Source organism: Ochrobactrum sp. BTU1 (genome assembly GCA_018798825.1).
In the GTDB taxonomy this organism is placed as follows: domain Bacteria; phylum Pseudomonadota; class Alphaproteobacteria; order Rhizobiales; family Rhizobiaceae; genus Brucella.
This window is the reverse complement of the sequence record CP076354.1, coordinates 2,118,576-2,132,884: the sequence shown is the minus strand read 5'-3', so window position 1 is coordinate 2,132,884 and position 14,309 is coordinate 2,118,576. Positions and strand designations below refer to the sequence as shown.

Below are 14,309 nucleotides of genomic sequence, written 5' to 3'. Positions count from 1 at the left end.
GCGCAACCGATCCTTGATCTTTGCTGTTTCGCCGATATCTGATCTAATCAATGCAGTGTTTCGGCTTTAAAGGTCTTTCATGCTTGATCATATCGGTTTCAACATTTCCAGTATGCCAAAATCCCGCGCTTTCTATGATGCGGCTTTAGCGCCGCTGGGTATCACGCGAGCGATGGAATTCGGAGATTGGGTCGGCTATGGCCGCAACGGAAAGCCGGAATTCTGGATCGGCAAGCAGAAAGGTTCAAAGCTGGAAGGCGTTCTTCATGTCGCTTTCTCGGCAGGAACCCGCTCTGAGGTAGATCGCTTTTATGAAGCGGCACTCGCTGCAGGCGGGACTGACAACGGCAAGCCCGGTTTGCGGGAACATTATCACCCCGATTATTATGCAGCCTTTGTAACCGATCCTGACGGCCATAATATCGAAGCTGTCTGCCATCTTCCGGAATAAAAAAGCGGGCTAGGCCCGCTTTTTGTTAATCAAACCAGCTTGGCGTCCAGTGTTACTTCGATTGCACCAAGGGCTTTCGAAAGCGGGCAGGATTCTTTTGCTTTCTTGGCAAGGCTTGCAAAATCTTCCTCAGATATGCCGGGAATGCTTGCACTGAGTGTCAATGCACTGCGGGAGATTGCAAAGCCGCCACCTGTTGCGGGGCCAACTGTGACGACTGCTGTCGCGTCGAGCTTTTCAGGTGGCGTGCCGTGTTCGGTAAGCAGGGCTGACAGCTGCATGGCGAAGCAACCTGCGTGGGCGGCGCCGAGAAGCTCTTCAGGGTTGGTGCCTGCGCGGCCACTTTCATCTTCAAAGCGCGCCTTGAAATCATAGGGCAGGTCTTTAAGCGCACCGCTCTGGGTATTGAGCGTGCCTTTGCCGTCCTTGAGTGTACCTTTCCAGACTGCGGTTGCTTTTCTGTCCATGGGGAAGCTCCTCTCGATTGGTTTCTTCCAACCAGATAGGGCGGCTTCCCATGGCTTCCAGTGTCAGTTTTGGGCAAACTTACGGTTTGTATCGACTGCCCATGCCAGTGAAAGCATCAGAACGATGATGATGATCATGTTGAAGAAAAAGCGATCATAGGGCATCGGAAAGTAAACAAATTTGCCGAGAATTCCGATGACCATGGCAAAGACGATACCATTCAATCGAGGAATATCGGCTTTAATCCCGGCTTTCGCCATCGCTGCCCAAGCGACCAGTGCCAGTAACAGCATGGAAGGCCAGCTTTCGAGATAAAGCGCCAGAATGATCCCCCGAATATAGGCTTTGACGAGCAGAACGACCGAAAAATCTGGCTTAAATCCAGTCATGGAACTCTGCATCTCGATGCAGGTGAAATAAAGATGCGCCCACCACCCGGGATGTCCGGCGGTTTTTTCCATCATCAGGCCTGCCGCGATGCAGGCCGCAAAGGCTATCAGCAGTGGAAGTTTACGCCAGCCGAACAGAACTGCTGTGATCAGCAGAGCAAAGATCATGATGATGTTGTCTGGGCGGATTGTGAAAGATAGCACGAGCAGCAAGGCACCCAGCCAGTCGCGCTCGCGCAGAATGGCGAAAATGGCGGCGAAGGAAAGCGCTGCCATGGCGATGTCCGGAAAGACCGCTGATGTTATTGGGCCATAACCGGCCAGTAAAAGCGCGGGTCCAACCAGGAGCCCGGCCTGAAGCGCATTATAGCTGCCAAGCAGCCAAAGCATCAGCAGCCCGGTAGCGAACGCTGCTGAGATGCTGATGAGGTGGCCGCCACGGACCAGCCCTGTATAGGGTTCCAGCCAGCGCAGAAGCTGAATATAGCCCGCTTTGACGCGGTACATGACGAGCTGCGATTTGAAATTATCGGGGCTTACCCACTGGGCGCTTCGATAGTCTCCACCGTATTTCAGCGCTTGCAGCTCGCCTTCCGGCGTCACTTCTGCGACTTGCCGCCATGTTTCCGTATGCAGTTGGGTCGCATCGGGATAGCGGTTTTCCAGCGCTGTTGCGATATAAGGGATCATATCCCAGTTCTGGTCGGGCTTTACGACTGAATAGATGATGGCGGCTGCCATAGCGGCGATAATGGCTAGTGCGCCTGCAATTTTGGATAGTTTGTGAACGCATTCCGTTGACCACAAGCCTGCCTGCAACTGCCGGAGCCCGTCGATCAATCGCTCATTGGTATGCATGCCCCGAGGCCCCCACGCCTATGCTCAGTCTTGCTTTTTTAGCAGAAATGGGAGCTTTTTCCAGTCCGCGTGTGAAGCTGAGAGCGGTTCTAGTTAAGGCTGAATCGTTGGAACCGCTGTAACTATTTTTTTTACGCATTATCCGACGCAAAACCGGTTCCCACTTTTGCTGGAAATGCTTTAAATCGCTTCGCCCTGTAAAAGACGTGGTGTATCCCCCGAAAGACCCGCTGCCTGCTTGATGAAGAAGGACTTGAGGCTTGGAACGCGGTCAACAAGACCCAGTCCAATGTCGCGAATGGTTCGGACTGCCGGATTGTCGTTGGAGAACAATTTGGTCAGTACGTCTGTTGTGACACCCATCTGCACCGTGTCGAACCGGCGCCATGCCTGATAGCGTTCCAGTGCTGCGAAAGAGCCGATGTCGAGGCCAAGGCGATCGGTCTCGACGATAACTTCGGCAATGGCTGCCGCATCACGGAAACCGAGATTGAGGCCCTGACCGGCAATCGGGTGGATGCGGTGGGCTGCATCACCCACAAGTGCAAAGCGTGGCTTGACGAACTCGCGGGCCAGTGTGAGGCCAAGCGGAAAGGCGCGGCGCGGACCCTCAACAGTCAGCGCGCCAAGGCGATGACCGAAACGCTGCTCAAGTTCGGTCTCAAAGATGAAATCGTCTTCGCGGATCAGGCGCTCGGCATCGGCTGTGCGTTCCGTCCAGACGAGCGAGCTGCGATTGCCCTTCAGTGGCAGGATGGCAAATGGACCTGCGGGCAGGAAATGCTCATCGGCACGACCACCATGTGGGCGCTCATGGGCGACGTTGCAGACGATGCCCGATTGGTCATAGTCCCAGTTGACCGTCTTGATGCCAGCAATGTCGCGCAGGCGTGATTTTGCGCCGTCTGCGGCAATCAGCAGGCGGGTGATGAGTGTTTCACCATTGGCCAGCTTCACGGCAACCGATTCAGGATTGGTTTCAAAATTCTCGACGCTCATGCCTTCGATGAAGGTGATGCCGAGTGCATCTGCTTGTCTGTGAAGGGCGGTGTTGAGCACACGGTTTTCAACCATATGGGCAAAAGGCTCGCCCGGATTCACGTCGCCAGAGAATGTTAGGAAGACAGGTCGTACCGGATCGGAGGTGCGGGAATCGGTAACGACCATTTCTGTGATGGGCTGAGCGTCGGTAACGATTTCCTGCCAACAGCCGAGCTTGTCGAGCATACGCGAAGCAGCTGCTGCAATGGAGGATGCACGCGGGTCGTTCTTCCATGCGCCTGCCGGTGCGCCGTCGATGACGGTAACCGAAAGATGCGGAGCTGCCGATTTGACCGCAACGGCGGTAACGAGGCCGACATAGCCGCCGCCTGCGATTACCAGATCGTTCTTGCCCGTGGTTCCCTGCTTGCTTGCGGCAGACATCGCTTCTTCCTTTCGGATATTCAGATCACCCTTCGGTGAAGCATGTGAGGCTTCGACTTGACAGTTTCTATCGTGCAGGCACAAACAGTTCACCGAGAATATAGTTCCTATATAGGATTGCAGGAGACAGGCTGTCCATGTCCGATAATAAAAAGACCAGTGCATTTGAAGGTAAGCAGACCGCTGCCATGCAGCAGCTTCTGACGACACTTGATCTTGAAACGCTCGAAATGGATCTTTTCCGCGGCAATAGTCCGCAGGTGGGCTGGCAGCGCGTTTTTGGCGGGCAGGTGATCGGACAGGCGCTGATTGCGGCCCAGCGCACGGTTGATGCGGATCGGCATATTCATTCGCTGCATGGCTATTTTGTACGTCCGGGTGATCCGGCCATTCCGATCATCTATGAAGTTGATCGTATTCGTGATGGCTCGAGCTTCAACACGCGTCGCGTTTTGGCAAAGCAGCACGGCAAGGCGATCTTCACGCTGTCAGCGTCGTTCCAGATCGATGAAACGGGACTTGATCATCAAATCGATATGCCGGAAGGCCTGCCGATGCCCGAGCAGCTTGTCGGCGATCATGATCTCAAGGAAGAATATTTGCATCTGGCACCGGCTGGTGTGCGCAAATACTGGGAGCAGGAGCGCCCCATCGAGATCAAGCCGGTATCTCTCAAACATTATTTCTCGCGCGAGAAACTGGCTCCAAGTCAGCATGTCTGGGTGCGGGCGCGCGGTATTGTGCCGGATGATCGCGCACTTCAGGCGGCCATTCTCGCCTATCTGTCGGATATGACCTTGCTCGATACATCTCTGCATCCGCATGGGCGCACGATTTTTGACCGAGATCTGCAGGTGGCAAGTCTTGATCATGCGATGTGGTTCCATCGCCCGTGCAGGCTCGATGACTGGCTCCTTTACACCCAGGATACGCCAAGCGCGTCCAGTGCGCGCGGGTTTAACCGCGGTGCGCTCTATACGCGTGAAGGGCTTCTGATTGCCTCGGTTGCGCAGGAAGGACTTATCCGTGTGCATGAAAAAGACAAGTGATGATATTTTAATCATCATAAAAGCATGCGATTAAATTTTATGCATATGTCGATTGCGTAAAATGGGCTTCAAGCGCAAAAGCTGAATCCGATGAATCACTTAAAGCGGTTTTTCCCTTTCTGGGAGAAGCCGTTTATTATTTTTACGGCAAGATTTTTCTCGGGCTGGACTGCGCATTTCGTTTGTTTAAAAGCCCGGATTTTGGGCGGAAATGCCGTTTCTATCCTTTGATTTCACTTTACGCGTGAATGCCAAATATCAGAAAAATTGCATCTTCTCCGTTCCATCGCGCGCAACTGGCACGATTTTTGTTTCTGTAGCTTTGAACCGGTCTTTTCAGCGCAGACGCGTTTGAAGCCGCCATTCGACGGAGATACTCGATGCTCATAACTGGAAGATTCAAGCAAACGGCTCTCGCCACTCTGCCTGCACTGCTCGCTCTGGCTGGAACAGCTTTTGCACAGGACGCAGCTGCACCAACCCCGACCCTTGATACCGGCGATACCGCCTGGATGCTGACTTCAACCGCACTTGTGTTGATGATGACCATTCCTGGTCTTGCGCTGTTCTATGGTGGCATGGTGCGCAAGAAGAACGTGCTTTCCACCGTCATGCAGAGCTTCGCAATTACCTGCCTGATGTCGGTATTGTGGATGTTCTTCGGCTATTCGCTTGCTTTTACCGATGGCGGTTCGATGAACGCCTTTATCGGTGGTTTCGACAAGGCATTCCTTGCTGGCGTAACGATGGATTCGCTCACCGGCACCATCCCTGAATACCTCTTCATCGTGTTCCAGATGACCTTTGCGGTTATCACGCCTGCGCTGATTGCGGGTTCGTTTGCAGAGCGCATGAAGTTCTCCTCCATGCTGGTCTTCATGGTTCTGTGGCTCTTCATCGTCTATGTGCCGGTTGCGCATTGGGTATGGGGCGGCGGCTTCCTCGGCTCTGACGGCGTTCTCGACTTCGCTGGCGGTACGGTCGTTCACATCAATGCCGGTGTCGCAGGTCTTGTTGCAGCACTGATCATCGGTAAGCGTGACGGTTATGGCCAGACCAACATGGCGCCGCACAACCTTGTTCTCTCGGTTATCGGCGCAGCCCTTCTGTGGGTGGGTTGGTTCGGCTTCAACGCAGGTTCTGCTGCCGGTGCAAATTCGCTCGCCGCTGTCGCCATGCTCAACACGCAGGTTGCGACCGCTGGTGCAGCTCTTGCCTGGATGTTTGCTGAGTGGGCAATCGCGGGTAAGCCAAGTGTTCTCGGTATTATTTCGGGCGCGGTAGCTGGTCTGGTTGCTGTTACCCCTGCGGCAGGCTTCGTCAATCCGACAGGCGCGCTGATCATCGGTATCGTCGCAGGCCTTATCTGCTACGTGGCAGCGGTTAAGCTCAAGCATGCGCTTGGTTATGACGACTCGCTCGATGCGTTCGGCGTACACGGCGTTGGCGGCTTTGTTGGCGCGATCCTGACGGGCTTTTTTGCCGATGTTGCGATCAACGCCGCGGGCGAAGGTGCAACCATGGGCAAGCAGTTCTTCGGTGCGGCCGTTACCATTGTCTACACAGCAGTCGCGACCGCGATTATTCTCTACGTAATCAAGGCCATCATGGGTCTGCGTCCAAGCAAGCAGGCCGAAATGGAAGGCCTCGATATCGCTTTGCACGGCGAGTCTGTTCAGTAGAACAGGGTTGTCTCAAGAAGGGGAAAGGCGCGGGAAACCGCGCCTTTTTCATTTCTCCACATAAGAAGTCGCATGGTTAATGAGGAATTAACCATCGCAAGGCTAGGATCACCCCGATTCATTGCGCCCGAGGCTTCACAAGCCGCAGGGCACCAAAACATGGTTCGGGACAGGCTTTATGCGGCAAGGATATTCGCCCTCATACCCGCTGCGTGACGAGCGGATTTCGGAAGACAGGCTGAGATTGGCCAATATCTTCCGCAGGCAATTTTATATCCTGTTTGGTCTGGGATTGCTTGCGCTTACGGGTGCTGCGGTGGGGGCTCTGGCGACATGGAATGTTGCAGACCCAAGCCTCAGTCATGCGACAGACAACCCTGTTACCAATGCGCTTGGCTATCCGGGCGCGGTATTCTCCGACATCGCCATGCAGTTCTTTGGCCTTGCAAGCGTTCCAGTTCTGCTCCCGCTGGTCATCTGGTCACTGCTGTTGATGACGCGTGGCGGTATCAGTCGCATTGCCAAGCGCAGTTTTGCCTGGCTCGGCGCAGCCCTGCTGTTCGCAGCCATTGCAAGCTGCTTTGCGGTGCCGGAAAGCTGGCCAATGCCAATTGGCCTTGGCGGTGTCTTCGGTGACATGATGCTGCGCATCCCAGGTATTTTCATCGGTACATTCCCACAAGGTGCGATAGCATCCGGCATTGCGCTGGTGCTCGCCTTCCCAGCACTTTGGCTCTGCCTTTTTGCAAGTGGCATTATTGGTCGCCGCGAAGTATTGGCCGACACGCCTGCCGCGCGCGGTGCTGCGGAAGACGACTTCGAAGACGACGATAATGACGACGAAACGGCATCGGGCGGCATTTCGCAATTCGTCGGTGCTATGACGCATACAATGCTCAGTGCAACCGCCACTTTCAGGCGACTTACAGGCATGAAGCGTCGTAAGCCGCGTGAAGACGAGTTCGGTGATATGCGCAGCGTGCGTCGTAGTGCTGAAACGCGCAACGGTCCTCGCCATGATCCGGGATTTGGTTCTGCTCCGTCACAAGAGCCGCCGTTTGAAATGGATGACGGTTTCGATAATGACGGCGATGGTGCGCCGCTGGCAGGCCAGGAATGGCATGATGCACCGCCACAGCGCGCCAAAGCACGCGTTGGCGAACGTGCGCCTTCACCTAAGAGTGGCGCACGCATCCAGCGTGAAGCACAGGCGTCGTTCCTCAAGGAAGGCGGCGCATTTGAAATGCCGTCGCTGCATTATCTGGCTGAGCCTAAGCTCGTACAGCGCGATGCGTCGCTGTCCAAGGATGCGCTTGAACAGAATGCGCGTCTGCTTGAAGGCGTGCTGGAAGATTTCGGCGTGCGCGGCGAAATCATCAATGTGAAGCCGGGTCCGGTTGTCACCCTGTACGAACTAGAACCGGCTCCGGGTATCAAATCATCTCGTGTGATTGGTCTGGCGGATGATATCGCCCGCTCGATGAGCGCGATAGCAGCCCGTGTTGCCGTTGTTCCGGGTCGCAATGTCATCGGTATCGAATTGCCGAACCAGAAGCGCGAAATGGTTTATCTGCGCGAGATGCTGGCAAGCCGCGACTTTGAACAATCAAAGGCAAAGCTGGCGCTGGCGCTGGGTAAAACAATCAACGGTGAACCGGTGATTGCCGATATTGCGAAGATGCCGCATGTGTTGGTGGCTGGTACAACCGGCTCGGGTAAGTCGGTGGCGATCAACACCATGATCCTGTCGCTGGTCTATCGTATGACGCCGCAGGAATGCCGTCTGATTATGATCGATCCGAAGATGCTGGAACTCTCTATCTATGACGGTATTCCGCATCTTCTGACGCCGGTTGTGACCGACCCGAAAAAGGCTGTCGTTGCGCTCAAGTGGACCGTGCGCGAAATGGAAGACCGCTATCGCAAGATGTCCAAGGTTGGTGTCCGCAATATTGACGGCTTCAACCAGCGTGTTGGTCAGGCCCAGAAAAAGGGTGAGCAGATCGCCCGTACCGTTCAGACCGGCTTTGACCGGAATACGGGAGAAGCGATCTACGAAACCGAGCAGCTCGACCTTGAACCAATGCCATATATCGTCGTGATCATCGACGAAATGGCCGATCTGATGATGGTGGCTGGTAAGGACATTGAAGGCACGGTGCAGCGTCTGGCGCAGATGGCGCGTGCCGCAGGCATCCACGTCATCATGGCAACGCAGCGCCCATCTGTCGATGTTATCACGGGTACGATCAAGGCCAACTTCCCGACCCGCATTTCCTTCCAGGTTACGTCGAAGATCGACAGCCGCACTATCCTTGGCGAGCAGGGCGCCGAGCAGCTGCTTGGTCAGGGTGATATGCTGTTTATGGCCGGTGGCGGTCGCATTCAGCGCGTACATGGTCCATTTGTGGGTGATGACGAAGTAGAGCGTATTGTTCAGCACCTGAAACTTCAGGGCGTGCCCGAATACCTCGACGCCATCACCGAAGATGAGGAAGAGGATGAAGGCGGCGGTCCGGCTGGAACGTCTAACCTTGAAAATTCCGACGATCCTTATGATCAGGCTGTGGCTGTGGTGCTGCGCGACAAGAAGGCTTCGACTTCCTATATCCAGCGTCGTTTGGGCATTGGCTATAACCGTGCTGCTTCGATCATCGAACGCATGGAAGACGAAGGTATCGTTGGACCTGCCAATCATGCCGGCAAGCGCGAAATACTGGTGCCGACAGGCGACGACGATTTCTAGCCGAGAATTCGTGAGCTTGAGTTGCCACACTTTGAGTTGCCACACTGGCGCCCAACTGCCGATCTACCTTTAGAGAATGATGAAAAGAGAGAGTTTGCCGATGATGTTCTCCCGCATTTCCGCATTTGCGAAAGCCAGCCGTTTCGCGGCCTTCCTCGGATTGGGAGCATTGATTCTTGGTTCTGTTGCGCCGGTGTTCACTCCCGTTGCGGCTCAGGCGCAGGGCGCGGGAAATGCCGCGGCCGCTCAGCAGATTGCAGATCATTTCTCTTCTGTTCGCACCATGACCGGTGAGTTCGTTCAGTTTGGCCCGAAGGGCGACCAGACAGGCGGCACTTTCTATATCGAGCGTCCGGGCAAAATCCGTTTCAATTACAACAACTCGCCGGTACGCGTGATTTCGGATGGAAATCAGGTTGTCATCAACAATCGTAAGCTCGATACCTGGGATATGTATGCGCTGGGCACCACGCCGCTAAAGCTGCTTCTTTCCGATAAGATTGACCTTGGCGGTGGCCGTCTTCAGAGCGTCAAACAGGACCCGGATATGACCACACTGGTCATTGGTGACAAAAAAGTGTTCGGCAGCTCCAAGATTACGCTGATGTTCGAGCCAAAGACTTATGAGCTGAAGCAGTGGACGATCACCGATGCGCAAGGCCTTGATACAACGGTGATGATCTTCAATTTGCGCACCGGTGTGCGCTTTACCGACGATATGTTCAAGATCGACTATCAGCGCATCGCGATGAAGCGCAAAGGCCAGTAAAACTTTACGCTCGATATTTGCATTTGCGGGATAAATCGTTAGGTTCGCGGCCATCTTCTGATGGCTGTGAGTCTTATTTCCATGACATTTTCTGTTGCTACCTGGAACATCAATTCTGTTCGTCTGCGCATGCCGCTGGTCGAGCAGTTTTTAAGCGACTATCAGCCGGATGTTCTCTGTCTTCAGGAAACCAAATGTCCCGACGATCAGTTCCCTTCCAAGGGCTTTCGCGCACTTGGCTATGAGCATATCGCGATCAGTGGCCAGAAGGGTTATCACGGCGTCGCAACCATCTCGAAACGTCCACTGAGCGATGTCGAGAAAATCGGCTTTTGCGAGATGGGTGATTGCCGTCACTTAAGTGCAGTCGTCGCAGCGGGTGGAAAAAGGCTCCGTATCCATAATTTCTATGTGCCTGCCGGTGGTGATGAGCCAGACCCGGAAGTTAATCCAAAGTTCGCGCACAAGCTTGGTTTCCTTGAGGAAATGCGTGCGATTGTGGCTGACAGGCAGGATGGTAATTCATCCATCCTCGTGGGTGATCTCAACATCGCTCCGCTTGAAAACGATGTCTGGTCGCACAAGCAGCTGCTTAAAATCGTAAGCCACACGCCGATTGAAACCACCACGCTTGAAGACTTGCGCGTGAAAGGTGGGTGGAGCGATCTGATGCGTCAGGTCATTCCGGCTGACCAGAAAATCTATACATGGTGGAGCTATCGCGCCAAGGATTGGGATGCTGCCGATCGTGGTCGCCGCCTCGATCACATCTGGGGTTCGGCTGATCTGGAAGCGCATATGCAGGGACTACAGATCCTGCGTGAAGCACGCGGTTGGGATCGCCCATCCGATCACGTACCAGTGATTGCGACATTCGATCTGGATTAATCGAACGCTCAAGCCTATATAGAGCGAAGTTCAGAAGAGGAGAAAAGAGCAATGGATCGTACAGCACTGTTTTCAATGACCAGTGTTTTCAACGTTTCCGGGGCTCTTCATGTCTTCTCTTCTCACTCTTCAGGATATTTCCTGCGTCACGGCTGATGGCCGTACTCTCTTTTCAGGCATCAATTTCAGTGTAACCGAAGGTCGCATCGGCCTTGTCGGGCGTAATGGTATTGGCAAATCCACGCTTTTGAAAATCATGAGCGGTGATTTGTTACCATCCAGTGGATCCGTCACGCGCAGCAGCCGGATTGGTATGCTTGCGCAGAATGTCGGCGGTGACGTTCAACAGACGCTCGCCGATTTGTTCGACGCGCGTGATGCCTTTGAAATGCTTGAACGGATCGAAGCGGGTGCGGGCACTGACGTTGATTTCGAACAAGCGGATTGGCTGTTGCCTCAGCGTTTCGATGAAGCTTTGCTGTCGTTCGGGATTTCGCTTTCGCCACAAACCCGGCTCTGCGAGTTGAGTGGCGGGCAGCAGACGCGAGCAGCGCTTGCAGCACTGCTGTTTCAGAAGCCCGATCTTATTTTGCTGGATGAACCGACCAATAATCTTGATCGCGATGGCCGTCACGCTGTTGCCGATATGCTTGCGAAATGGCAGGGGGGTGCTGTTGTCGTCAGCCATGATCGCGAATTGTTGCGGTCAATGGATGCGATAGCCGAGCTCTCGCAAGGCGCGTTGGCGCTTTATGGCGGCAATTGGGATTTCTACCACGAGCGGAAAGAACTGGAGCGGGAAGGGGCCGCGCGCGATCTCGAGCTTGCTCAGCGCGATGTAAAGCAGGTCAGGCTCAAGGCGCAGGAAGCTGCAGAACGGCAAGCAAAAAGTGATGCGCGCGGGCGCAAATCCCGTGCAGATGCGGGCATGAGCAAATTGTTGCTGGATGCGCGTGCCGACAAGGCGCAGAAGACCGGCGGTCGCGGAGAGCTACTTGCTGAGCGCAATGCCGAGCGTGCGCAAAGCCAGTTGCGCGACGCGGAAGCAAAGGTCGAGCGCAATAAGCCAATGCGTTTTAACATTGAGGCTGCGCTTTCGCCTTCCGGGCGTGTGGTGCTCGAAATGCTCAATGTTTTTGGTGGGCCAGTACCAGAAAACCCAGTCATCCGCGACTTCTCACTCAGAATCGTCGGGCCAGAGCGTATCGTCATTCGCGGCGCAAACGGAGCTGGAAAAACCTCGCTGTTACGGTTGATTGCTGGCGATTTGCAGCCAACTTCAGGCGAGATCAGACGATTTGTGCCGGTTGCCATGTTCGATCAGCAGATGAGCTTGATGGACCGCGGTGCAACGCTTTACGAGAACTTCCGCAGACTGAATAAGGGGGCGAGTGATAACGATGCTCATGCAGCATTAGCGCGTTTTTCATTTCGCGGGGAGGGCACCTCGCGTCTTGCAGGGAGCTTGAGTGGTGGCGAACTGCTGCGCGCTGCACTGGCCTGCATTCTTGGCGGAACGCTGAAGCCGGAATTACTGATCCTTGATGAGCCGACCAACCATCTCGATATCGATTCAATCGAAGCGTTGGAAACAGCCCTGAATGACTATGAAGGTGGCCTGCTGCTGGTCAGCCACGATCAGGCGTTTCTGGATGCCATCGGTATCGAGCGGGTCATTGAATTATAGGTTTTAGTCGTTGCCATTAAGCTGTGGCGCGACTTTTTCGATGTCGGCAATCAGCTGCAGCAGGTTTTTGCTGATATGGGCGTGCAGCGATGCTGCGGCTTCCGGATATTCTTCCAGAATGCGCCGGAAGATCGCACGGCTGATGCGGATGACTTCGGTCTCTTCTTCGGCCAGGGCGCCTGTCAGGCGGGTGGTCTGCGCAATCAGCGCCATTTCGCCCAGCATCGCGCCGGGGCCGACGGGGCGGATCGCGATCCGCCCTTCGTCTGCATCATGAAACAAGGTGATGTTGCCAGATACGACGATATAGCCGCAATCGGCACTCTGGCCCTCGCGGAACAGTTCACGACCGGCACGCAGAACAAGGCGTTCTGCGCCAAAGGCGAGCAGACGCAACTGTTCGGGTGTGAAAGACTCGAACAGGCCTACTGAGCCGAGAATGCGAATATCGTCATCGAGCGCCATAGCTTGTCATTACACCCGCATCAGGCGCTGTCCATCATGGGACAAGTTTGTATCCCCCGCTTTCTGTAACCAGAAGCGATGCGTTGGACGGATCCTTCTCAATTTTCTGGCGCAGACGGTAGACATGGGTTTCCAGCGTGTGTGTCGTGACGCCGGAATTATAGCCCCAGACTTCCTCAAGCAGCACATCGCGGCCAATGACCTTGTCGCCGGCGCGATAGAGATACTTGATGATGGCTGCTTCCTTTTCGGTCAGGCGAATCTTGCTGCCCTTCTCATCGAGAAGCAGCTTCTGGCCTGGCTTGAAGGTGTAAGGACCAACGATGAATGTCGCGTCTTCACTCTGCTCATGCTGGCGCAGCTGCGCGCGGATGCGGGCAAGCAGAACCGCGAACTTGAACGGCTTGGTGACGTAATCATTCGCACCCGATTCGAGACCGAGAATCGTGTCCGATTCGGTGTCGTGACCGGTAAGCATGATGATCGGAGCCTTGAAGCCGCCCTTGCGCAGAAGCTTAACCGCTTCGCGCCCGTCCATGTCCGGCAGGCCAACATCCATAATCAACAGATCGACAATGCCATTGCGGGCCGTCTGGATGCCCTTGGTAGCGTTGTCTTCCTGAAGAATCTGGAATTCTTCGCACAGCTCCAGCTGTTCGACGAGGATGGAGCGGAGATCTTCGTCATCGTCCACAATCAGTATTGTACGACCTGTCATGCCTGTCCTCGTTACTCTTTGATTCAAATAGTGGTTCGTGTTTTATGACATTTAATGGCGATAAGTTGAAGCCGTGAAAAAAGAGAGCAGATTTTCAGGCGATCACCCAAACTTTATCAGCAGGCGGAAAACGGAGGCAGGGCTTGACCAGAAATCAAAAAAGCCGCGGCATTGGCATTATCGATGTACGGGCAAAGCCCGGCCATAAAACGCGCGGCCTGCTTGCTGCTGGCAATTTGGTATTGGAATGTGCGCTTGGCAAGGGGGGAATCAGCGCTTTCAAGCGCGAAGGCGACGGTGCTACGCCGCTTTCTTCCATGCGACTGCTCTATGGCTATCGTCGTGGCGATGGCGGACAATGGCCGTTATCGCCCTTGCCGCTGCGCCGGGTGCGTAAGCTGGATGGCTGGTGCGATGCGCCAAAAGACGCCAATTACAATCGTCCGGTCAATCTGCCGTTTAAGCCAAGTCACGAGAAGATGTGGCGCAATGACGATGTTTATGATGCCTGTATCGTCATGGACTGGAACATCAGCCCACGCAAACGAGGTTGCGGCAGTGCGATCTTCTTCCATCTTGCCCGTCCGGGTTATACGCCGACCGAGGGCTGTATAGCATTGAAGCGCGCCGATATGGCGCGCCTCCTGCCTCATTTGACGAATAGGACCGTGATCCGCGTATTGCGGTAATTAGAGCGCTACGCGCTCTAATTTT

13 protein-coding genes are annotated in these 14,309 nt (G+C 54.7%); 8 read left to right on the top strand and 5 right to left on the bottom strand.

Annotation, left to right across the window (positions count from 1 at the left end):
- The first annotated feature begins 79 nt into the window (after positions 1 to 79).
- A complete protein-coding gene (locus tag KMS41_10305) occupies positions 80 to 451 on the top strand; it encodes a VOC family protein (GenBank protein ID QWK77465.1) in 372 nt (123 codons plus the stop codon).
- Between the two features lie 29 nt (positions 452 to 480).
- Here KMS41_10305 and KMS41_10300 read toward each other — a convergent pair whose 3' ends face one another.
- From KMS41_10300 to KMS41_10290, 3 genes are all read right to left on the bottom strand, one after another.
- Positions 481 to 918 carry an OsmC family protein gene (locus KMS41_10300; protein QWK77464.1) on the bottom strand — a complete coding sequence of 146 codons (438 nt, stop codon included), beginning with the start codon at positions 916 to 918 and terminating at the stop codon, positions 481 to 483.
- Positions 919 to 981: 63 nt separating this feature from the next.
- Entirely contained in the window at positions 982 to 2,166 is a 1,185-nt protein-coding gene (locus tag KMS41_10295) for a hypothetical protein (GenBank protein ID QWK77463.1), read from the bottom strand.
- Between the two features lie 180 nt (positions 2,167 to 2,346).
- Positions 2,347 to 3,591 (bottom strand): ubiquinone biosynthesis hydroxylase, encoded by a 1,245-nt coding sequence (locus KMS41_10290; GenBank protein QWK77462.1) that lies wholly within the window; start codon positions 3,589 to 3,591, stop codon positions 2,347 to 2,349.
- 137 nt (positions 3,592 to 3,728) lie between these two features.
- Here KMS41_10290 and tesB point away from each other — a divergent pair, with 137 nt between their 5' ends.
- The 6 genes from tesB (at position 3,729) to KMS41_10260 (ending at position 12,412) form a co-directional block, all read left to right on the top strand.
- Entirely contained in the window at positions 3,729 to 4,640 is a 912-nt protein-coding gene (gene tesB, locus KMS41_10285) for an acyl-CoA thioesterase II (GenBank protein QWK77461.1), read from the top strand.
- A gap of 380 nt (positions 4,641 to 5,020) precedes the next feature.
- Positions 5,021 to 6,322 carry an ammonium transporter gene (locus tag KMS41_10280; GenBank protein ID QWK77460.1) on the top strand — a complete coding sequence of 434 codons (1,302 nt, stop codon included), beginning with the start codon at positions 5,021 to 5,023 and terminating at the stop codon, positions 6,320 to 6,322.
- 178 nt (positions 6,323 to 6,500) lie between these two features.
- Entirely contained in the window at positions 6,501 to 9,068 is a 2,568-nt protein-coding gene (locus KMS41_10275; protein QWK77459.1) for a DNA translocase FtsK, read from the top strand.
- 100 nt (positions 9,069 to 9,168) lie between these two features.
- Complete coding sequence (locus KMS41_10270; GenBank protein ID QWK77458.1) at positions 9,169 to 9,837, top strand: outer membrane lipoprotein carrier protein LolA; 669 nt, start codon at positions 9,169 to 9,171, stop codon at positions 9,835 to 9,837.
- Positions 9,838 to 9,918: 81 nt separating this feature from the next.
- Complete coding sequence (gene xth, locus KMS41_10265; protein QWK77457.1) at positions 9,919 to 10,725, top strand: exodeoxyribonuclease III; 807 nt, start codon at positions 9,919 to 9,921, stop codon at positions 10,723 to 10,725.
- A gap of 109 nt (positions 10,726 to 10,834) precedes the next feature.
- Complete coding sequence (locus tag KMS41_10260) at positions 10,835 to 12,412, top strand: ATP-binding cassette domain-containing protein (protein QWK77456.1); 1,578 nt, start codon at positions 10,835 to 10,837, stop codon at positions 12,410 to 12,412.
- A 3-nt stretch (positions 12,413 to 12,415) separates the two neighbouring features.
- Here the strand turns inward: KMS41_10260 and KMS41_10255 are convergent, their stop codons facing one another.
- Both KMS41_10255 and KMS41_10250 read right to left on the bottom strand, forming a co-directional pair.
- Positions 12,416 to 12,877, bottom strand: a complete 462-nt coding sequence (locus tag KMS41_10255; GenBank protein ID QWK77455.1) for a cyclic nucleotide-binding domain-containing protein — start codon at positions 12,875 to 12,877, stop codon at positions 12,416 to 12,418.
- Positions 12,878 to 12,911: 34 nt separating this feature from the next.
- A complete protein-coding gene (locus tag KMS41_10250) occupies positions 12,912 to 13,595 on the bottom strand; it encodes a response regulator transcription factor (GenBank protein ID QWK77454.1) in 684 nt (227 codons plus the stop codon).
- A 143-nt stretch (positions 13,596 to 13,738) separates the two neighbouring features.
- Between KMS41_10250 and KMS41_10245 the strand changes: the two genes are divergently transcribed.
- A complete protein-coding gene (locus tag KMS41_10245) occupies positions 13,739 to 14,284 on the top strand; it encodes a L,D-transpeptidase (protein ID QWK77453.1) in 546 nt (181 codons plus the stop codon).
- Positions 14,285 to 14,309 lie beyond the last annotated feature (25 nt).